Below are 20,929 nucleotides of genomic sequence, written 5' to 3'. Positions count from 1 at the left end.
CACTCCGCGGTCTCTTCCGGATCACGATCAGGCAGCTGGGCAGTCAACCCGCTGAGGATGTGTGAGGTCTCTTCTCCTGCAGCCACGTCCAACCTCTCTTCATTGAATGTCTGGGCGCTTGCTCTGTGGGGGCGCTCAAGGAATTTCGTATTGTGAGAATAAAATTCTGCAATTCGAGATTACGTCTGCTGATGGGCAGCGTCAACACGGAATGCGTAACCGAAACAGTCAACTGGGAAACGTGCGGCCAAGCAACCGAATGTGACCCTGCATACACCGTGAACCCTTGACGTTACGTGACGTGAGTCATAGAGTTCTTTCACTATTCAATAACTTGATTCCGCAATGTGGAATCAGTACGAAGTGGAGATCCACGATGCAGACGACTTCATCAGTCGGCGTCACTGAGACTCCGGGAGACGCAACAGCAGGTGGCCCCAACCACCCGGTCGTAGGCAACACGGACCTTTGCGCTATTGCTTCCGAAGCATCAGGCCGTACCATCAGCCCCAGTCTTTACAACATCGACCTCGCTCCCACCAAGGCCAAGGGCCGGAAGTGGACCAGCTACAGCATCTTTACCCTCTGGGCCAACGACGTCCACAGCCTGGGTAACTACGCCTTTGCCATCGGCCTGTTTTCCCTCGGCCTCGGTGGTTGGCAGATTCTGGTGGCCCTCGGAATCGGCGCCATCCTGCTCTTCGGACTCCTGAACTTCTCTGGGTTCATGGGTCAGAAGACGGGGGTTCCGTTCCCCGTCATGAGCCGCATCAGCTTTGGTATCCGGGGCGCGCAGATCGCCAGCCTCGTCCGCGGTGCCGTTGCCGTGGCCTGGTTCGGCATCCAGACCTACCTGGCCTCAGTGGTCCTCCGCGTCATGCTGGTCGCCATGGCACCCGGCCTGAAGGACCTCGACAGCAACTCCATCCTTGGACTTTCCACCCTGGGCTGGTTCTCCTTCGTGGCCCTCTGGATCGTGCAGTTGGTCATCGTCAGCTTCGGCATGGAGATGATCCGCAAGTACGAGGCTTTCGCAGGCCCCGTGATTCTGGTGACCATGGCCGCCATCGCGGTATGGGTGTTCATTGAGGCCGGCGGCGCCATCCAGTGGTCCGGCATCAAGGGCCTCGAGGGTGGGGAAATGTGGCTCACCATCTTTGCCGGTGGCGCCCTGTGGGTGTCCATCTACGGAACCTTCGTGCTGAACTTCTGTGACTTCACGCGGTCCTCCACGTCCAAGAACTCGATCGTCAAGGGCAATTTCTGGGGCATCCCCATCAACATGCTGGTCTTTGGCGCCATCGTCGTCGTCATGGCCGGCGGCCAGTACAAGATCAACGGCACTGTCATCGAGAGTCCCTCGGACATCGTGCAGAGCATCCCGAACACCCTGCTGCTGGTTCTGGCGTGCCTTGCCCTGCTGATCCTGACAGTGGCCGTGAACCTGATGGCCAACTTCGTCGCTCCGGTCTATGCACTGACCAACCTCTTCCCGCGACACCTGAACTTCCGCAAGGCAGCCTGGGTCAGCGGCACCATTGGCTTGGTGATCCTGCCGTGGAACCTCTACAACAACCCGATCGTGATCGTGTACTTCCTGGGCGGGCTCGGCGCGTTGCTTGGGCCGCTGTTCGGCGTCATCATGGCGGACTACTGGCTGGTCCGTCGGGGCAAGGTCAACGTGCCGGAGCTCTACACCGAAGATCCCCAGGGTGCGTACTTCTACAAGCGGGGCGTAAACCCACGGGCGATCATCGCAATGATCCCGGCGGCAGCGATCGCCATCGCCATCGCCTTTATTCCGGCCTTGGCGGCCGCAGCACCGTTCGCCTGGTTTATCGGAGCAGGCGTTGCTGCGCTCACGTTCTTTGCGGTGGCTGATAAGAAGCAGCCCCACGAGGACGTTTCCGGCGAGCCGATCGCCGTCGCCAGCACCCACTGACACACCAAGATCCAGGCGTCGCCCGTCCTCCAGCCCTACAGACCCCACCATGTGATGCGGGGTATTCGGCAGGGGACGGGCATTGCCGTTGAGAGGAACCCCATGCGCATCCTTGTCGCAAACGTGAACACCACCCAATCCATGACGGACTCCATCGCCGCGCAGGCCCGCGCAGCGGCGGCCCCCGGCACGGAGATCATTGGCATTACGCCCCGCTTCGGCGCCGACTCCTGCGAGGGGAACTTCGAGAGCTACCTCGCTGCGATCGCCGTCATGGATGCCGTGGTCAACTACCCCGAGCCGTTCGACGCCGTCATCCAGGCCGGCTACGGCGAGCACGGCCGCGAGGGACTTCAGGAACTCCTGGACGTCCCGGTCGTGGATATCACCGAGGCCGCCGCCAGCACCGCCATGTTCCTGGGCCACAAGTATTCGGTGGTCACCACGCTTGACCGCGCGGTGCCCCTCATCGAGGACCGACTCAAGCTGGCCGGCCTGGACGCCCGCTGCGCCTCTGTCCGGGCCAGCGGCATGGCCGTCCTTGAGCTCGAGGAATTCCCTGAGCGTGCCGTTGAAGCGATCGTGGGCCAAGCCGAAGAAGCCGTGAACAGCGACAAAGCCGAAGTCATCGTCCTTGGCTGCGGCGGGATGGCGGGGCTGGATGAGCAGATCCGCCAGCGCACCGGCGTCCCTGTGGTGGACGGGGTGGCCGCGGCTGTCACGATTGCCGAGTCCCTGGTCCGGCTGGGCTTGTCCACGTCCAAGGTCAGGACCTATGCCACGCCGCGGCCCAAGACTGTCATAGGCTGGCCGATAACCGCAGCCCAGCCCGCTGACGCAGCGCGCTGAACGCACCACCCGAAAGGCAACCACATGACTGACTCCAGCCTGCCCGCACACCCCAGGGTCGCCGTCGTGACCGGGGCAGGGTCGGGTATTGGACGGGCCGTGGCCCGGCTGATGCTCGCCGAAGGCTACCGTGTGGCGCTGGCCGGGCGCCGTGAGGCGCAATTGCTGGAGACCGCCGGCGATCATCCGGACGCGCTTGCGGTTCCGTGCGACGTGACAGCGCCCGACGACGTCGCGCGCCTTTTCGCGGAGGTGCGCCAACGCTGGGGTCGGGTGGACGTGCTGTTTAATAACGCGGGCATCTTTGGTCCTGCCGGTGACGTGGGCGAGATCAGTGTGGACGAGTGGGAAGCGACGCTGCGGGTTAACGTCACCGGGTCCATGCTGTGTGCTGCCGAGGCGGTGCGAACCATGAAGGCCCAAGAGCCGCAGGGCGGGCGCATCATTAACAACGGCTCCATTTCGGCACATTCGCCCAGGCCCAGATCTGTGGCGTATACGGTGACCAAGCATGCGATGACGGGGTTGACCAAGAGCATAGAGCTCGACGGCCGGGAGTTCGGGATCACGTGCGGGCAGATCGATATCGGTAATACCCGCACGGAAATCATGGACACGATCGGGGTGGGTTCCGGTGCCCTGCAGGCCGACGGCAGCCGCAAGGTGGAGCCGATGTTCCCTGTGGACGATGCCGCCCGGGCGGTGGTGATGATGGCGACCATGCCGGCATCGGCCAACGTCGGCTCCCTGGTGGTGACGGCTGCCGGTATGCCGTTCGTAGGCCGCGGCTGACCCGCCCACCCCACCTCGCCCCGCCTCTCCCTACCGCTCCAGGGGATCGCGTACGGCCACCACCCACTTTCATTTCTCAATGCCCGCGACACGCCTGATTTGGGCTGTGCCGCGGGCATTCCGGCGTTCAAAAGGGGTGGTAGCGGCCCGCCGATCCTGGGTCCACACCAAATATGACTTCCACAATATGGAAACTCATTTCCCCCTTGCGGAATGATGTGAGCAGGATTACATTTGAAAAATCCCCCCAAATGTGGGGCTGTTCCCAAACTGATTGGTTCAGATCAATGAAGATCCCAGACTCCGCGGCGCTGAAGGCGAGTTCGGCCCCGCAGAAGAAAAAGCGGCTGTACCAGTCGCTCTTTTTTCAAATCCTGATCGCCGTCGTCGCAGGTGTGCTCATCGGTCATTTCTGGCCGACCATTGGGTCCGCCCTCCGGCCACTGGGTGATGGATTCATTCAACTCATCAAAATGATCATTGCCCCGCTGATTTTCCTCGTGATCGTCACAGGCATCTCGGCAGTGGGCGACGTCAAGGCGGTCGGAAGGGTCGGGGTCAAAGCACTCCTGTACTTCACCGGCGCCACACTCTTTGCCCTGGTCTTCGGACTCATCGTGGGCAACATCGTCCAGCCCGGTGCCGGACTGAACATTGATCCCGCGTCGCTTTCGCAGGAGGCGCTCGACGCCAAGACCGGCCACGCTGTCCCCAAGGACGCGGCCGCCTTCATCCTGGACATCATCCCCGCCAGCGTGGTGGGCGCCTTCGCCAGCAACAGCCTTCTCCAGGTGTTGTTCTTCTCTGTCTTCTTCGGCGCCGCAATCGTCGTTATCGGCCGCGATCGTTGCCTTCCGGTCATCAGCCTCATGGAGACCATCCTTGAGCTGATCTTCAAGATCATGTCCTGGATCATGAAGCTGGCTCCCATAGGTGCGTTCGGCGCCATGGCGTTCATCATCGGCCAGTACGGGGTGGGTACGCTCGGGACCTACGCCTTGTTGATCGCGTCCTGCTACGGGGCGGCCATCGTCTTCATCGGCCTGCTGTTCCTGGTGGCCTGGGGCTTTGCCCGGGTTCCGCTGTGGCAGTTCCTGAAGTACACCCGGGAAGAGTTCCTGCTGGCACTCGGTACAGCCTCCACCGAAGCAGTGATGCCTCGGATCATGACCAAGCTGACCAACGCCGGCTGCTCCCGTGCAACCACGGGCCTGGTGGTTCCCACCGGATACTCCTTCAACCTGGACGGCGCTGCCATCTACCTGTCGATCTCACTGCTGTTCCTGGCTCAGGCCTTTGGCCACAACCTGGATCTCGGCCAGCAACTGGCGGCCCTCGGCGTGCTGCTCCTGACCTCCAAAGGCATGGCAGGCGTCCCAGGTTCATCCTTCCTGGCGCTCTCCGCAACGGCGGCGGCGCTCGGGATCTTCCCGGTGGCCGGCGTCGCACTCCTCCTCGGAGCCGACCGCCTCATGGACTCCATGCGCGTCGTCGTGAACCTGCTGGGCAACTGCGTGGCAACGTTCGTCGTCGCCAAGTGGGAGGGCCAGTTCGACCGGAGCGTCATGGTCCGCGCCTTCAATGGTGAAATCACCAACGAGGACACGGCCATCATGCTCGGCAAGGAGGACGTCTACGCCCAGCAGGAACTGGAGCGCATCAGCAGCGGCCAGAACCCCTCACCGAAGTTCCGCGGCGGACCCGCATCCGATGACATCCCGCAATTCGAGATGAGCAAGCCGGGCCAGGCAGCAACACCGATCTGCCCGGACTGACCGGATATTTTGAGTACAGCTGATGCCCCTAAGACGTCGTCTTGGGGGCATCAGTTGTACAAGAACCCCTTACAGGGGAAGCAGCTCGGAGAGGTTGGCCCGCAAACCGGACGCCGCCACCCGGCCGGCGGCGACGGCCTCGCCCCAGGAAATCCGTCCGGTCACCAACGAAAGCCACGTTTCGGCGTCGCACTCGATTACGTTCGGCGGAGTTCCGCGCGTGTGCCGGGGACCTTCGACGCACTGCGTGACGCCGAACGGCGGCACCCGGACCTCCACGGAGTTGCCGGGTGCGCGGGCGGTGACTTCCTCCAGGGAGTAGCGGACCGCCGTCGCAATCAAAGAGCGCGACGGCGGCGTACCAGCGGCGGCGCCCGGCGAACCGGCGGTACCGGAAGGCTCGACGGCGGCCTGCCAGGCTGCCAGCGCGGCGCGGCCTTCCTCGATATTGACGCGGCGTCGTGCAACGGCCATGGGTGATCTCCTCAGAAGTACTAGTCGAGCAGGGCTGAGACTGCGTGGCCCAGCCGGATTTTGCCCACAGTGCGTCCGCCTCCGAGGATGGGCTCAACCACTCGTTCCAGGACGTTGGACACGGCAGGGATGTCCACGGCGCCGCTCACAGCCAGCAGGGTGAGCCCCACCAGGGACGTGGCGCGAAGGTTCCCGTCCAGCATCTTGACGGCCACCGTCGCGCCGGTGGGCGTAGCGAGCACCAGGACACCCTCGGCCCCGATCTTGGCCAGGACCTCAAGTTCTTCCATGACGATCGTGTTGGACTCGCCTTTGCCTTGGACAGCCCAGGGGTAGTCCAGCATGGAGGTGGCGATGGTCGCGGCCCGGGCGTTGGAAGACGAATCACCGGGCGACTTGGCCAAACGGGAGTACGCGCGTGCCAGCCCGGTCAGCGAGATGGCCGCAACGGGCGCCCCACAGCCGTCGATCCCGAGGTGGGAGATGGTTTCGCCGCTGTATTCCTCGATCACGGAGCGTACCCGCTGCTGGAGTGGGTGGTTCGGCTCGAGGTAGCTGCGGAGGTCCCAGCCGTTCTCGGTACAGGCCCACAAGAAGGCGGCGTGCTTGCCGGAGCAGTTGAAGGCCAGTTTGGACTGCCCGCGTTCGGAGCGGACAAGCCAGTTGCGGGCTGTCTCGTCCTGCGGCCAGGCCGTAGGGCACTGGAGGTCTTCTTCCTTCACGCCCGCCGCTTTGAGCATCCCCTCCACAACGTCCATGTGATCCAGGGACCCCGTGTGGCTGCCACAGGCGACAGCAACCTGTGCTCCGCGCAGCGGCACACCGGATTGCATCGAAGCCAGGGCCTGGAACGGCTTAAGGGTGGAGCGGGCGAGGACGGGGGCATCGATGTCACCGAGCCGGGTGACCACCGAACCGTCGCCGGCAAGAACAACGGCCGCGCCGATGTGCCGGGACTCAATAAAGCCACTTCGTTCGATCACTGCCAGTTCCACCGCAGACTCAACGTTGAACGTTTCATGCGAACTCATGGGCATGAAGCAAGTCTAGGGCGCGGCAGGGTCCGGGGAGTGACACAGCTTAGGCCGCGCGCCCTTCACAAAGTACCCTTGAAGACTGTGAAGGTACTCGTCATTGGCCCAGGCGGCCGCGAACACGCCATTGTCCGCTCTCTGCTTGAAGATCCCAACGTTTCCGAGGTCCACGCGGCCCCGGGCAACGCGGGCATCAGCAAACTCGTTCCCACCCACGCGATTGACGGGAACAACCCGGAAGCCGTGTCTGCCCTCGCCACCAAGCTGGGCGTGGACCTGGTGGTCGTAGGACCCGAGGCGCCGCTGGCTGCAGGTGTGTCCGACGCCGTCCGTGAAGCCGGCATTCCGGTGTTCGGTCCCAGTAAGGAAGCAGCCCAGCTCGAGGCTTCCAAGGCATTCGCCAAACAGATCATGGCTGAAGCCAATGTTCCGACAGCCATGGCCCGCGTTGCCACCAACGCCGAGGAAGCTGCCGACGCACTGGATACTTTCGGTGCCCCGCACGTCGTCAAGGACGACGGCTTGGCTGCCGGCAAGGGCGTGGTGGTCACCAAGGACCGCGCTGAAGCCCTCGCGCATGCCCAGGCCTGCTTCGATGCCGGTGGATCCGTCGTCATCGAGGAATTCCTGGACGGACCCGAGGTTTCCCTGTTCGTCCTCTGCGACGGCCGCACCACCGTCCCGCTGTCCCCGGCGCAGGACTTCAAGCGCATCTTCGACAACGACGAAGGCCCCAACACCGGCGGCATGGGTGCTTACACCCCGCTGGAGTGGGCTCCCGAAGGCTTGGTTCAGGAAGTCATCGACCGCGTGGCCCAGCCCACCGTGGACGAGATGGCCCGCCGCGGCACCCCCTTCATCGGCGTCCTCTACTGCGGATTGGCCCTGACCTCGCGTGGCACCCGTGTCATCGAGTTCAACGTCCGCTTCGGCGATCCCGAGACGCAGGCCGTCCTGGCCCGTCTCAAGACTCCGCTCGGCGCGCTGCTGCTGGCAGCAGCCAAGGGCGAACTGGACACCGCCGAGGAGCTGCGCTGGTCCAAGGACACAGCAGTCGCCGTCGTCGTTGCTGCCGAAAACTACCCGGACGCACCCCGGACGGGTGACCGCATCCGCGGGCTGAAGAAGGTTGATGAGCTGGACGGCGTGCACGTCGTCCACGCCGGCACCAAGCTGGATGACGAAGGCAAGGTGGTCTCCGCAGGCGGCCGCGTCCTTGCTGTTGTCGCTCTCGGTTCCGATCTGGTGGAAGCGCGCGAAAAAGCGTACGACGGCGTGGAGCTGGTTCAGCTTGAAGGCTCACAGTTCCGCACGGACATCGGAGGCAAGGCCGCTCGCGGCGAAATCCGGGTACCGTACACGGCCACCGGAACGATCCCGAAAGTGCAGGCCTAAGCATGACTGAAGGACTCCCCACCGGCGGGTTCGAAACGGAGACCCTGGAGCTTCCGGGCTGGACGCACGTCTACTCCGGCAAGGTCCGCGACCTTTACATCCCGGCCGATGAAGCCATCACGGAAAAGATCGGCCAGGAATGCGTCCTGGTTGTGGCCAGCGACCGCATCAGCGCCTACGACCACGTTCTGAGCAGCGAAATCCCTGACAAGGGCCGGGTCCTGACACAGCTGAGCTTGTGGTGGTTCGATCAGCTGGACGTTGAGCACCACGTCCTGGCGTCCACCGTGGAGGGTGGCGTTCCCGCTGCCGTCGAGGGCCGGGCGATGATCTGCAAGAAACTGGAGATGTTCCCGGTGGAGTGCATCGCCCGAGGCTACCTCACCGGCTCCGGACTGGTGGAGTACAAGGAATCCGGAACGGTCTGCGACATCCCGCTGCCCGAGGGGTTGGTGGACGGCTCCCGCCTGGACAAGGCGCTGTTCACTCCGTCGGCCAAGGCCGAGGTGGGCGAGCACGACGTCAACATCACCTACGACGACGTCGTGGCCATGGTGGGCGACGACATCGCTGCACGCCTCAGTGAGCTGACGTTGAAGATCTACACCCGCGCCGAGGAGATCGCCCGCGAACGTGGCATCATCCTGGCAGACACCAAGGTGGAGTTCGGCATCGATGCCGCCACTGGCGTGATCACCCTGGGTGACGAGGTCCTCACACCGGATTCTTCGCGGTTCTGGGACGCGTCGACGTACGCGCCGGGGAAGTCGCAGCCGTCGTATGACAAGCAATATGTCCGCGACTGGCTGACCTCGGCCGAGTCGGGCTGGGACAAGTCCTCCAACACTCCTCCGCCGGCGCTGCCGGCCGAGGTCGTGGAGCGCACCCGTGCCCGCTACGTCGAGGCTTACGAGAAGCTCACCGGGCGTACCTTCGCCTAAGACTCAAAAAACTGCCCCGGACCGTCTGGCCCGGGGCAGTTTTGCGTTGGGCTGGTTATGCTCCCGAGTGTTCCTTGGCGGCACGGCGCTCGGCGAGGCGGATCTCGAGGACGGCGTCCATGGCCTGCTGGACCCTGTCAGAGGCTCCCGCAGCGCTGAAATCGTGCTGGGCCTCTTCGAGGAATTGAAGTGCCTCAGCTGCTTCGCCGGCTGCTTTGAGCGACTTGCCCAGCAGCAGCGAAACTTCGCCGGCCGTGTGCCGGGCCAGGACCTTGCGGTCTGCATGGATTTCGCGGAGCTTTTCGACGGCGGCCGGAATGTCGCCGGTCAGGTACAGCCAGCGGGCGCGGATGAAAGCCACTTCCAACTGGTCGGTTTTGTTTCCGCCCACAATCGACAACGCGAGTTCCGCCCGTTCAATGGCGGAGAGGGTTTCCGGTTCCACGATGCCCGAGGAAAGCCGGACCGCTGCGGAGGCCTTGTTGAACCGGGCCCACAGTTCGATGTCGTTGGCGGGGGAGAGGAGCTTGGCGGCGCGCTCGTGGTGCTTGATGCCCTCCACGTAGTCGTGGCGCATGAAGGCGACGTTGCCCACCACCCAGGCCACCTCGCCCGCAAGTTGCGACATGGAGTGCTCGTCCATGTGCTCGATCATGGCCAGGCAGTACGTCCATGCTTCATCCAATTTGCCGCTCTCCGCAAGCGCACCGATCAGCGCGCGGTGGGCTCCGATGATGAGCGTGGATCCTTTGGGCAGCTGTTCGGACAGTTTCACTGCCTGTTTTGCATGCTCGACGGCGGTGGCCAGTTGGCCTTGCCCGTGACACACTGCGGCAAGCATCTGCCAGGCGCGCACACCCAGCCCGGCGGATTCGGTGGCCATGGGGTGTTCGAGGAGGTGCTCAACGATTTGCTGGCATTCCTTCAACTGGCCTTGCTTCATCACGCACTCGGCCTGCATGTACGTCATGTTCCACCAGGCGCTGTTGTTCTTGGCCTCGAGGGCAATCTGCGCGGCGGTGGCGGCGTGGCTGGCGGCGAGTTGGTAGTCGCGCAGGTCCCAGGCTTGCCGGGCGTACAGTCCGGCCAGGACGTACTCGGCGTCGCTCACGGAAACGGGCTGGCTCCACGCTTCAAGTGCCTTGGGCGCCAGTTCCAGCCGGCGTGCCAGTTCTTCGATGACCTCAGCCGTTGGTTCACGGCGGCCCGTCTCGAGCAGCGAAATGTAGCTGGGCGAATACAGGTTTTTGCCGAGCTCAGCCTGCGTCAACCCACGTTCGAGCCGTTCGGCACGTAGCTTCTCGCCGAATCCGTTTCCCACGGGTTCCTCCTACAGGTGTCTTTTTGACCAAAACCTTGACAGTCTCTGTGGAAAACATTTTACAATGTATGTCAACAGGGACCGTGCAATTTCCGTAACGAATCCGACTCGCATTGGGGTACAACATCATGTTCAAGAAAATCATTGCTTCAGTGGCCGTGGCGGGCGCACTGACGTTCGCGGTTGCGGCTCCCGGGGTTGTCTCTGCTGCTCCGGCAGCAGACTCCAGCACCATAAGCGCTATTGGTAACTGGCCTGATCCTATGCGCATCGCTGCGCCTACCAAATCGGCAGACACGACCTTCACGACGTCGTCCATCGGTAACTGGCCCGACCCAATGTAAATCAAGTGTAGTAAAAGAAAACCCCGGAGCGTGACGAGCGATGCTCCGGGGTTTTCTTTTGCCCATTAGGCCGGCGAGGGTTCGCGCCCCGCAGCCGAGCCCACGCTGAAGTCGGGGAACACAAAAAAGGGCCTTCCGAATGGAAGACCCTCTTTGTTTGGTCGGGATGACAGGATTTGAACCTGCGACCTCTTCGTCCCGAACGAAGCGCGCTACCAAGCTGCGCTACATCCCGATCCGCTGCGAAAGCAACTGTTCAAGAATAGCCGAAACGTCCCGTGATGCGAAATCGGGAACCAGGTGTCCCTCGTCACGGCCGCTGTGGCACGAAAGCTACACCAGGGAGTCCCGCCACGCTCCGTGGAGTTGGGCAAAGCGGCCGCCTCCGCTGATCAACTCTGCGGGTGTTCCGTCTTCCACAATGCGACCGTCGTGGACCACCAGGACCCTGTCTGCCGTCTCCACAGTGGAGAGACGGTGGGCGATGATGATCGCCGTGCGGGCAGAGTTGCCACCCGCCACGCCCTCCAGCAGGTTTGCCAGCCCCTGCTGGACCATGCGCTCCGAGGGGATGTCCAGGGAGGACGTCGCCTCGTCGAGGATCAGCACGGCCGGTGCTGCCAGGAAGGCACGGGCGAAACCGATGAGCTGGCGCTGGCCCGAGGACACACGGCCACCGCGCTTGTTGACGTCTGTGTCGTAGCCCTCAGGGAGGCTCATGATGAACTCGTGGGCTCCCACTGCTGCAGCGGCGGCCTCGATCTCGGAGCGGGAGGCTTCGGGACGGCCCAAGGCAATGTTGTCTGCCACGGATCCGCTGAACAGGAAGGCTTCCTGTGTCACCATCACCACGGCGCGCCGAAGGTCCGTGGTGGACAGGTCCCTGAGATCGACGCCGTCCAAAGTGATCGCCCCGGACGTCACGTCGTAGAAGCGTGCCACGAGTTTGGCCAGCGTGGATTTGCCGGCGCCCGTTTGGCCTACCAAGGCGATGGTCTGCCCGGCCGGGATGTGAAGGTCCAAGGTGGGCACGACAACCTTGCCGTCACTGTAGCCGAACTCCACGCCCTTGAAATCGATCTCCCCCCGGGAACTCTTCAACGGCACCGGGTTCTTGGGCGGGCGGACCGTGGGAACTTCTTCGAGGAGCCCGGACACCTTTTCCAGTGCGGCCTGTGCGCTCTGGAAGGAGTTGTAGAACATGGCCATCTGGTCCACGGGCTGGAAGAAACGCTTGGTGGACAGGATAAGTGCCAACAGCACACCGACCGCGAGGTCACCGCTGAGCACCCGGAATCCACCGAACAGCAGGACCACGGCCACGCAAACATTGCCGATCAGCACCAGGCCCGGCTGGAAGATGCCGTTCAGGTTGATGGAGCGGACGGTGTTCTTGCGGTAATCCTCAGCCAACTCGCCGTACCGCTCAGCGTTTTCAGGCTCCTTGCGGAAGGCCTTCACAGCGCGGATGCCGGTCATGGTCTCCACAAAATGGACGATCAGCCTGGCAGAAACCACCCGGGATTCCCGGAACGCGATCTGCGAGTGCTTCTGGTACCAGCGGGCCAGGAAGAACATGGGCACACCGGCCGCGAGGACGATCAGTCCACTGCGCCAGTCGAGCGCAAAGATCGTAAAAGCGGTGAACACCATGAACAGCAGTCCGGACGCCAGGGAGCTGACACCGGAATCGAGGAGTTCGCGAAGCGCTTCCAAGTCAGAGGTCTGCCGGGCAATGATGCGACCCGAGGTGTACTTCTCGTGGAACTCAAGGCTCAGCCGCTGGGTATGCCGGAAGACGCGCAGCCGGAGGTCCAGGAGCATGGCCTGGCTCAGCCGGGCAGTTGAGGTCACATACAGTGCCGTCATTCCGGCGGTAGCGATCGCAGCCGCCAGGTACAGGGCACCCGCCAGTACCAACGGCCCGTTGTCACCCGCCTGCAGGGCAGGCAAGGCATTGTCGATGCCGAAGGCGATCAGCGCCGGCCCGGCAACGCGGGTGAGCTGCGAGACCACCACCATCACGATCGTCAACCAGAAACGCAGCCGCACCGGGCGGATGAGGGAGGCAAGCAAGGTGAGCGACCGGCGTCGTACGGCTTTGCTGTCTGCTTTGGTGAGGAGCGTGTTGTCCTCGTTGGCGGTTCCAAAGGTTGTGGCACTCACCGGCGGGCCTCCTCAGCTTCTTCGAGCTCGTCCAATTCGGTGTCCAGGTCCTTCGGGCCGGCATCCAGGCTGGCAATGACGTAGCGGTAATGATCGTTCCCGGCCAACAGGTCCGTATGGGTCCCGACGGCGGTGATGGTTCCGTTTTCGAGCAACGCCACCCGGTCCGCCAAGGCCACGGTGGAAGGGCGGTGCGCGACGATCAACGTGGTGGTGTCGTGCAGGACTTCCCGCAAGCGGGCTTCCACACGCTCTTCGGTGTTCACGTCCAGGGCGGATAGGGGATCGTCAAGGACCAGGACCTTCGGCTTGGCCGCGATGGCCCGGGCCAGGGCAATGCGCTGGCGCTGGCCGCCGGACAAGCTCAACCCCTCTTCACCGATCAACGTGTCCACGCCATCCGGCAGTGAATATGCAAACTGGGCCTGCGCTACGTCCAGGGCTTCATCTAAGGCGGCGTCGCTGGGATCGGGAGCTCCCAGGAGGACGTTGTCGCGCACGGAACTCGAGAACAAGGTGGTGTCCTCGAAGGCGACGGCCACGATCCGGCGAAGCTCGTCGACGTCATAGTCGCGCACGTCGACGCCGTCGATCGTCACAGCGCCCGAAGTCACGTCGTACAGGCGGGGGACCAGTTGGAGCATGGCGCTCTTGCCGCTGCCGGTGATGCCCACCAGGGCCATGGTCTCGCCGGGGCGGATATCCAGGGTGAGGTCGTGCAGCAGCGAGCCGCCGTCGTCGAACCCGAAACCAGCGTGCTCAAAGCGCAAGGCGCCCTTCACTGTCTCCGGTACCGTCGCGTGATCCGGCGAGGTGATGGTGTTCTCGGTGTCCATGACTTCGAAGTGGCGGTCCAGTGCGGTCTTGGCGGTCAGAGCCATGGCCAGCAGCATGCCCGAGAATTCCACGGGAGTGGCCACTACCGCGGCTGTGGCAAAGAAGGCGACCAATGAGCCAATGCTCAGCTGGCCACTGGCCGCGAGCATGATGCCCACCACCAGCCCGACGCCCAACGCAAGTTCCGGCAGCAGCGTGACCACCAGTGTGAAGCCGGCCTGCTGCTTGGCTTTCGCGATCTCGGTCTGACGGAGTTCCTCGGCCTGGCCGTTGAAATTCTCCAGTGCTTCGCGGCTCCGGCCGAAAGCCTTCAGCACGCGAATGCCGTGGACGGATTCCTCCACGGTGGTGGCGAGGTCGCCGGCCTGGTCCTGGCTGAGGCGGGTGACCAGGCTGAAACGGCGGCGGAAGCGGAAAGAGTTGATCATGATCGGGACGGCCGCGCCCAGGAAGATCAGCGCCAACTGCCAGCTCATGGAGAACATCACGCCGACGCCGATGATCACCGTCAGCGTCGTGACCACCAGCATGATGGCGCCGAACGCCATCCAGCGACGCAGGAAACTCAGGTCCGTCATGGCTCGGGAAAGCAGTTGGCCCGAACCCCAACGGTCGTGGAAGGCGACGGTGAGCTCTTGGAGGTGGCCGTACAGGGTCACGCGCATCCGCGTCTCAACGGTGGTGGCGGGGTTGATGACAAACTGACGGCGCAACGCCACCAGTCCGGCTTCAGCAATACCCAGCGCAAGAATCACGACGGCGGCAATCCAGACTGCGTCCGTGGAACCACCGGGCTGCAGGGAGTTGTTGACGAGAACCCGCAGTACCTGCGGAATCGTCAGCGCCACGATGCTTGCCAGCAGGGCACAAATCAGGCCCATGAACAGGCGGGGGAGGATGGGCCGCACATGAGGGTACAGGCGGCCGACGGAGGTGAAAAATGACGTTTGCTTGGACATGCCCGCTTCTCAACAGCTGGATCTTCAGATGGTGCGGAGGTAGTTTCCCGTAGCAACTACCCTATGTCATGGCGTGATTCGTTTCACAGGACTACGCAACGTCGGTGAAATGTTTGACCCAGTTATTCGGGATCGTAATGATTCCCGACGTTCAGCTGCGTGCCGTGAGGGTGAGCAGTACAGCTTCCGGGCGGCAGGCGATGCGGACCGGTGCGAAGCGCGAGGTGCCGATGCCGCCCGAGACGTTCACCGGCGTCGTGAATTCCTTGCTTTCCCAATCGTGCAGGCCCTTGGCGCGCCAGGTCGGGAGATCGCAATTGGAGACGAGGGCGCCGTATCCGGGGATGCAGATCTGGCCGCCGTGCGTGTGGCCGGCGAGGATCAGGTCTGCTCCGGCCTCGGTGAAGTGGTCAAGCACGCGCTGGTACGGAGCGTGGATGACGCCGACCTTCAGGTGCGGCCGCGCATCCTGGTTTACGGTGCCGCGGGGCCAGCCGGCGTAGCGTTCCCTTTTGAGGTGCGGGTCGTCGACTCCGGAGAAATCGAAGCGGAGTCCATTCAGGACCACCGACTGGGCACGGTTGGTCAGGTCGATCCAACCACCCATTCCGAACGCAGAGCGAAGCTTTGGCCAATCGAGCTTAATGGGGTCTTTTTTGTGCCTCGACGGTCCGCGAAAGTAGCCGGCCGGATTCTTGATCCGCGGGGCGTAGTAGTCGTTGGAGCCCGGAACGAAAACGCCGGGGAACTCCAACAGCGGACTAAGGGCCTGGATCAGGGGATCGATGGCCTTCGCGTGGCTCAGGTTGTCGCCCGTATTGACCACGAGGTCGGGCTTCAGTTCAGCCAGGGACTCGAGCCACAGGGCTTTCTTGTCCTGGCCCGGGACAAAGTGGATGTCACTCAGGTGCAGGACCCGGAAAGGCGCTGAACCCACGGGGAGGACCGGTAGGGTTTCCTGGCGGACCTCGAACTGGTCCTTCTCCCACCAACCGTAGGCGGCTGCGGCCGCGCCTGCTGTTGCGCCGATGGCTGTAGTGACGGCGAAACCGCGCCCGACGGTGCGGACGCGGTTTGCCAGTGAATCACGGAAGGACACGCTTAGTCCTTATCGTTGTTGCCGTTGCCGTTATTGCCATTGTTCCCGTTGCCGCTGTTTCCGTTGTTGGACGGCGGAGCGGGGTTCGGATTGGAAGGCGCCGGCGCGTTGTTCCGCTGCGGGGCCGCGGTACCGAGCAAGTTGGACGGCGGCTGCTGGAACGGGTTGGTGCCATAAGCAGGGGCCACCGACAACATGTAGTTGGTGAACTGCGGACCGGCGATCATGTAACCGTCAATGGACGGGTAGAACTTGCCGTTGATGGTCAGGTTGCGGCCGGGACGCTTCTGATCGCCCAACGGGTCACCGAACCAGGAAGCCGTAGCCAGACCGGTGGTGTAACCGACAACCCAGGTGGAACCGTTGGTGTCGTTGGTACCGGTCTTGGCAGCCACCGGGAAGTTGTTCCTCGTGGAAAGCGCCGGGCGGATCAGCGAACCCGAGCCTGCGTTCAGCACTTCCTGCATGGCGTAGGCGACGCCACGGGCAACTTCCGGTTTCACAGCGTCCTTGCAGTTGGAAGACTGGGCAGGCAGTTCAGCGCCCGACTGGTCCTTCACTGAGGTGATGGCGATCGGTTCGCAGTACTTCCCATCGGCGGCGAAGGTGGCGAAAGCGGCAGCCATCGTCAGTGGTGCAGTCTGCGTCGAGCCGATGAGATTGGCCAACGTGGTCATGGTGACCTTGGGGTTGGGGTCAGTGATCTTACCCGTGTCGTCGCGGGAGGGAAGTCCGCCGTGGATGCCCGTAGCGTCAACGATTCCCTGAATGCCGCAGAGATCCACTTGGGAAGCCGAGGCAAACGTCGCGGTGTTGATGGAGTTCATGAGGCCGTACAAGACGGTCATGTTCCGGTAATAACCCTCGTCAGAGTTCTGCAGGTCGAAGGTGCCGTTGGTGGCGTCGTACCAGCCAACCGTAGGTTCGGGACACGTGTTCCTCCACGGGAAGTTCTGTGGGTAGCGGCGCACGCTCGCGTTAATCGTCGTATTCATCGACTTGCCCTCGTTCAGCCACTGGGCGAACGTAAAGGGTTTCATGGTTGAACCCGGCTGGAAGCCACCAATGCCGTTGAGGTCATTGCCGTCGGCATCCAGGACGTCAACGTTGAAGTTCTGGGTCTGATCGAACTTGCCCTCTTGAGGGAGCCACACGGTGTTCTGGGCCATGCTCACGATCTGGCCCGTGCCCGGCTGGACGGACGTGATGGACGCGCCCCACTTATCCGGGTTGGCGCCCGCCGTGGCATCAACCTGCTGCTGGGCAACGGTCTGGGCCGTCGGATCGAGGGTGGTCTGGATAGTGAGGCCGCCACGCTGGACGCGCTTGATGCGCTCGTCCGTGGTGTCGCCGTAGGCCGGGTTGTTGAACAGAAGGTGCAGGACGTAGTCACAGAAGTACGGAGCCATGGTGGCATAGGCGCAACCCTGGCGGGCCGGAGTGACCTTGGTGGTGACCGGTGTTGCCACGGCCTCGTCGTACTCGGCCTGCGTGATCTTGTGCTGGTTCACCATGGCTGCCAGTACAAGGTCGCGGCGCTTTTTCGCGTTGTCCGGGTTCGCGATGGGGTCGAAGGCCGAGGGGCTGTTCACGAGGCCGGCCAGGAGGGCAGCCTGCGGAAGTGTCAGGTCCTTGGCGGTGGTGCTGAAGAAGAACTTGGAGGCAGCTTCGATTCCGTAGGCGTCACGGTTGAAGAACACGATGTTGAGGTAGCCCTCAAGGATCTGTTCCTTGGAGAACTTCTTCTCCAGGGCAATGGCGAGCTTCATTTCACGGAGCTTGTCGCCCACGCCCTTGTCGCCGCCGTTGAGCTTGACGTCTTCTTCACGGTCGGACGCCACCAGAGACTCGTTGATGACGTTGTTCACGTACTGCTGCGTGATGGTGGACGCACCCTGCTTGTTGCCGCGGGCGGTGCTGACGATGGCTCGCATGATGCCGGTGGTGTCGATGCCGCCGTGCTCATAGAAACGGCTGTCCTCGATCGCGATGACAGCGTCCTTGATGAACGGGCTCATCGAGTCCAGCGGAACCTTGGTCCGGTTCTCCGCATAGATCGAGGCGATCGGCGTACCGTCCTTCGCCAGGATCGTGGTGTTCTGGCTGGGCGGATCCACCTGGAGTTCCGCCGGCAGAGTGTCAAAGAACTGGATTGAACCACTGGCGGCACTGCCCGAAACGGCGGCCGCGGGGACCAAAAGGCCCGCCACGAGGACGCCACAAATCGCGCTCACACCAAGGAAGCCTAGAATCTTTCCGAGGGTGGTGGCAGTGTCGAATAGTGGGTTCTTGCGAGTCACCATGTTTTCCACTTTACCGGCAAGGGCTAGGCTTTCTGTCATGACCAAATGGGAGTACGCCACGATTCCGCTCATTATTCACGCCACGAAGCAGATCCTGGACCAGTGGGGCGAAGACGGCTGGGAGCTTGTCCAGGTCGTCGGTGGCCCCGATGGCAAAGGCCTTGTTGCATACCTGAAGAGGGAGAAGCAGTAACCATGACCACCCCCGCAGAAACCACGTCTCCCGCGGAATCCGGCGCACCCACGTCGGCTGTCGAGCAGCGCCTGGCCGAGCTCGGTTTGACCCTCCCCGAGGTCGCAGCGCCGGTCGCGGACTACGTCCCGGCCATCGTCTCCGGCAACTACGTTTACACGTCCGGACAGCTGCCCTTTATTAACGGCAAACTCGAAGCTACGGGCAAGGTCTCCCTCGGCGAGTTGGGCACGTCGGACGAACCCACCGTTGATCCCGAAGACGCCAAGCGCTACGCCGCCGTCTGCGCCATCAACGCCCTGGCAGCGGTCAAGAGCGTCATCGGCGACCTCGACCGCATCACCCGCATCGTGAAGGTCGTCGGCTTCGTCTCTTCCGAACCGACGTTCACCGGCCAGCCCGGCGTCATCAACGGCGCGTCCGAACTCCTCGGCCAGGTCCTTGGCGACGCGGGCAAGCACGCACGCTCCGCCGTCGGCGTTTCTGTCCTTCCGCTCGACTCTCCTGTTGAAGTCGAGCTCATTGCTGAATTCAGCTAAGGAACCGGTTCACCCAATTGCCGCAGCTTGCCCGCCGCCTGTTTGTACTGCCTCCCGAACTCGAAGGGGCAGCACGAAACTGGCTTGAGCTTGGCGAGCGGACCCCCAGGGCCGCCCGCTACGCATCGTCCGTTGTGCTCTTGCGCGACTCGCCCACCGGTTTGGAAACCTGGCTTGGCTACAGGCCCGGTTCCTCGCCGTTGGGCGTTGTCGCGTTCCCGGGTGGATCCTTGGACCCGTCCGACGACGACCCCGTTGGTTGGTTGGGCCCCTCGCCCCAGTACTGGGCTGAGCATATGGGAACGGACGACGTCGGACTCGCCCGCCGTCACGTGGTGGGTGCCATCCGCGAACTTTTCGAAGAAACCGGGGTCCTGCTCGCCGGACCGGACGCTTCCTCCACAGTTGAGGCCAACTCAACTGTCGATTGGATGCGGGCCCGTGAAGCCGTGGCGGCCCAGGAAAAGTCCTTCACGGAGATGCTCTCCAAGCGCGGGCTCTCCCTCCGGACGGACTTGCTCAAGCCCTTGGTGAACTGGCTCAGTCCGGACTTCGCCCACACCCGCTTCAACACGCGTTACTTCGCGGCTACGGTCCCCGTGAACCAGCAGCCCAGCATCCTGGAAAGCAAGGGAGTTTGGGGTCGCTGGGTTACCGCGGCCGAGGCGATCGCCCTCCGGGAAACTCCGGCGCTCGGTGACGAAGTAGGCCAGCCGAACACCGTTGGCCTCACACTCGGCCAGCTCCTGGTTCCAGGCTCCGAAATCATGCTCGAGAAAATGGCCGCTGCCAATGGATGCATCGCTTACCTGAGCTACAAGCGCAAGGCGCACGTGTATCAGGCGAAGCTCGTCGACGAGGGCGGAATCCTGATGCTCGAGGTTGAAGCCGCACGGACCATCGCCGGAGAGCCCCAGCGCGAACGCTGACCCCGACGCCCTCTCACCTTTCGCGGGGTTGGGGCGGATCCTCTCTCACCTTTCGCGGGGTTGGGGCGGATCCCATCTCACCGCAAACAAAAAAGCCGCCCCGGTCAGAACCGGGGCGGCTTTTCGTAGCTTCTTAGCGGCTGCGCTGGCGGAGTCGCTGCATGTCCAGGATCACCACGGCGCGGGCTTCCAGGCGGAGCCAACCGCGCTGGACGAACTCGGCCAGCGCCTTGTTGACGGTTTCGCGGGAAGCGCCCACCAGCTGGGCCAGTTCTTCCTGCGTGAGCTCGTGGGCAACCAGGACGCCGTCGGTGGCCGGGCGGCCGAAGCGGTCAGCCAGGTCCAAAAGGGCCTTGGCTACGCGGCCGGGAACGTCCGAGAAGACGAGGTCCGACAGGGAGTCGTTGGTGCGGCGGAGGCGGCGGGCCAGGGCCTGCAGCAGCTGCGCGGAAACCTCGGGGCGCGTGCGGAGCAGTGCGTTGAGGCTCTCGTTCTTGAGGCCGGCCAGGCGGGTTTCCGAAACGGCAGTGGCCGTCGCGGTTCGCGGACTGGGGTCGAACAATGCCATTTCGCCGAAGAGCTCACCCGGGCCGAGGATTGCCAGCAGGGACTCGCGACCATCGGGGGAGGTGCGGCCAAGCTTCACCTTGCCGGAAACGATGAAGTAGAGCTGGTCACCCTGGTCACCTTCGCGGAACACTGAAGCTCCACGTGAAAGGTCCACCTCTGTGAGTTCGTCCGTCAGCAAGCGGAATGCGTCGTCGTCAAGGGTGGCGAAGAGGGGTGCGCGGCGCAATACCTCGATGTCCATGAAATCTCCTGAATATAAGTTTCGGTCGTGGCGCTCAGGCCATTGTTTCAGAATTTTTAGGCTTCTGTGACGTACTTGGCACGTGAAACGCTGAAACTACGCGGATTTCAGGCCCCGAACGCCCCAAAAGGCGGCCCTGAACCGTGTTTCTATGGGTTGCCCGGGTGATGTGACTAACGGTTGGTTGTCAGGGTCCACAACTACAATTGGCGCTACCCGGCTATGA

The 20,929-nt window shown here is 63.1% G+C and carries 18 protein-coding genes and 1 tRNA gene; 10 read left to right on the top strand and 9 right to left on the bottom strand.

Annotated features, from left to right (window positions below):
• Window positions 1-376 precede the first annotated feature (376 nt).
• From QF015_RS08875 to QF015_RS08860, 4 genes are all read left to right on the top strand, one after another.
• A complete protein-coding gene (locus QF015_RS08875) occupies window positions 377-1,942 on the top strand; it encodes an NCS1 family nucleobase:cation symporter-1 (protein ID WP_429388457.1) in 1,566 nt (521 codons plus the stop codon).
• A gap of 102 nt (window positions 1,943-2,044) precedes the next feature.
• Window positions 2,045-2,791 carry an aspartate/glutamate racemase family protein gene (locus QF015_RS08870; RefSeq protein WP_429388455.1) on the top strand — a complete coding sequence of 249 codons (747 nt, stop codon included), beginning with the start codon at window positions 2,045-2,047 and terminating at the stop codon, window positions 2,789-2,791.
• 24 nt (window positions 2,792-2,815) lie between these two features.
• Entirely contained in the window at window positions 2,816-3,583 is a 768-nt protein-coding gene (locus tag QF015_RS08865; protein WP_310207023.1) for an SDR family oxidoreductase, read from the top strand.
• Between the two features lie 287 nt (window positions 3,584-3,870).
• A complete protein-coding gene (locus QF015_RS08860) occupies window positions 3,871-5,358 on the top strand; it encodes a cation:dicarboxylate symporter family transporter (protein WP_310207018.1) in 1,488 nt (495 codons plus the stop codon).
• A 69-nt stretch (window positions 5,359-5,427) separates the two neighbouring features.
• Here the strand turns inward: QF015_RS08860 and QF015_RS08855 are convergent, their stop codons facing one another.
• Together QF015_RS08855 and QF015_RS08850 are read right to left on the bottom strand one after the other, a co-directional pair.
• Window positions 5,428-5,832 (bottom strand): sterol carrier family protein, encoded by a 405-nt coding sequence (locus QF015_RS08855; protein ID WP_429388452.1) that lies wholly within the window; start codon window positions 5,830-5,832, stop codon window positions 5,428-5,430.
• Window positions 5,833-5,852: 20 nt separating this feature from the next.
• Window positions 5,853-6,869 (bottom strand): asparaginase, encoded by a 1,017-nt coding sequence (locus QF015_RS08850; protein ID WP_310207012.1) that lies wholly within the window; start codon window positions 6,867-6,869, stop codon window positions 5,853-5,855.
• Between the two features lie 81 nt (window positions 6,870-6,950).
• Here QF015_RS08850 and purD point away from each other — a divergent pair, with 81 nt between their 5' ends.
• Together purD and QF015_RS08840 are read left to right on the top strand one after the other, a co-directional pair.
• Window positions 6,951-8,261, top strand: coding sequence for a phosphoribosylamine--glycine ligase (gene purD, locus QF015_RS08845; protein WP_310207099.1), 1,311 nt, complete (start codon window positions 6,951-6,953; stop codon window positions 8,259-8,261).
• Between the two features lie 2 nt (window positions 8,262-8,263).
• Complete coding sequence (locus QF015_RS08840) at window positions 8,264-9,202, top strand: phosphoribosylaminoimidazolesuccinocarboxamide synthase (RefSeq protein WP_310207008.1); 939 nt, start codon at window positions 8,264-8,266, stop codon at window positions 9,200-9,202.
• Between the two features lie 55 nt (window positions 9,203-9,257).
• Here QF015_RS08840 and QF015_RS08835 read toward each other — a convergent pair whose 3' ends face one another.
• Complete coding sequence (locus tag QF015_RS08835) at window positions 9,258-10,523, bottom strand: helix-turn-helix transcriptional regulator (RefSeq protein ID WP_310207003.1); 1,266 nt, start codon at window positions 10,521-10,523, stop codon at window positions 9,258-9,260.
• 128 nt (window positions 10,524-10,651) lie between these two features.
• Here QF015_RS08835 and QF015_RS08830 point away from each other — a divergent pair, with 128 nt between their 5' ends.
• The gene (locus QF015_RS08830; RefSeq protein ID WP_310207000.1) at window positions 10,652-10,867 is read left to right on the top strand and encodes a hypothetical protein; all 216 of its coding nucleotides are present in this window, start codon (window positions 10,652-10,654) and stop codon (window positions 10,865-10,867) included.
• Between the two features lie 158 nt (window positions 10,868-11,025).
• Here the strand turns inward: QF015_RS08830 and QF015_RS08825 are convergent.
• From QF015_RS08825 to QF015_RS08805, 5 genes are all read right to left on the bottom strand, one after another.
• Window positions 11,026-11,102: transfer RNA gene (locus QF015_RS08825), tRNA-Pro, on the bottom strand.
• Window positions 11,103-11,200: 98 nt separating this feature from the next.
• On the bottom strand, window positions 11,201-13,033 hold the full coding sequence (locus tag QF015_RS08820; RefSeq protein WP_429388450.1) for an ABC transporter ATP-binding protein: 1,833 nt from the start codon (window positions 13,031-13,033) through the stop codon (window positions 11,201-11,203).
• Entirely contained in the window at window positions 13,030-14,829 is a 1,800-nt protein-coding gene (locus QF015_RS08815; RefSeq protein WP_429388448.1) for an ABC transporter ATP-binding protein, read from the bottom strand. Before QF015_RS08815 ends, QF015_RS08820 begins: the two co-directional genes overlap by 4 nt.
• A gap of 151 nt (window positions 14,830-14,980) precedes the next feature.
• On the bottom strand, window positions 14,981-15,928 hold the full coding sequence (locus tag QF015_RS08810; protein ID WP_429388446.1) for a metallophosphoesterase: 948 nt from the start codon (window positions 15,926-15,928) through the stop codon (window positions 14,981-14,983).
• Window positions 15,929-15,930: 2 nt separating this feature from the next.
• Complete coding sequence (locus QF015_RS08805) at window positions 15,931-18,270, bottom strand: transglycosylase domain-containing protein (RefSeq protein ID WP_429388443.1); 2,340 nt, start codon at window positions 18,268-18,270, stop codon at window positions 15,931-15,933.
• Here QF015_RS08805 and QF015_RS08800 point away from each other — a divergent pair.
• Genes QF015_RS08800 through QF015_RS08790 form a run of 3 tightly spaced genes read left to right on the top strand, consistent with a single transcriptional unit; the run spans window position 18,269 to window position 19,892 of the window.
• Entirely contained in the window at window positions 18,269-18,424 is a 156-nt protein-coding gene (locus QF015_RS08800) for a DUF4177 domain-containing protein (RefSeq protein ID WP_011775990.1), read from the top strand. The genes QF015_RS08805 and QF015_RS08800 overlap by 2 nt on opposite strands.
• A gap of 2 nt (window positions 18,425-18,426) precedes the next feature.
• Entirely contained in the window at window positions 18,427-18,963 is a 537-nt protein-coding gene (locus QF015_RS08795) for a RidA family protein (RefSeq protein WP_207594591.1), read from the top strand.
• Window positions 18,964-18,980: 17 nt separating this feature from the next.
• Window positions 18,981-19,892 (top strand): NUDIX hydrolase, encoded by a 912-nt coding sequence (locus tag QF015_RS08790; protein WP_310206983.1) that lies wholly within the window; start codon window positions 18,981-18,983, stop codon window positions 19,890-19,892.
• A 133-nt stretch (window positions 19,893-20,025) separates the two neighbouring features.
• Here QF015_RS08790 and QF015_RS08785 read toward each other — a convergent pair whose 3' ends face one another.
• The gene (locus QF015_RS08785; RefSeq protein ID WP_011775987.1) at window positions 20,026-20,703 is read right to left on the bottom strand and encodes a Crp/Fnr family transcriptional regulator; all 678 of its coding nucleotides are present in this window, start codon (window positions 20,701-20,703) and stop codon (window positions 20,026-20,028) included.
• Window positions 20,704-20,929: the final 226 nt, after the last annotated feature.

It is taken from the genome of Paenarthrobacter sp. TE4293 (genome assembly GCF_050435325.1).
Taxonomy (GTDB): Bacteria; Actinomycetota; Actinomycetes; order Actinomycetales; family Micrococcaceae; genus Arthrobacter; species Arthrobacter nitroguajacolicus_C.
The sequence above is the reverse complement of the archived record's forward strand: the minus strand, read 5'-3'. Positions and strand labels throughout refer to the sequence as shown.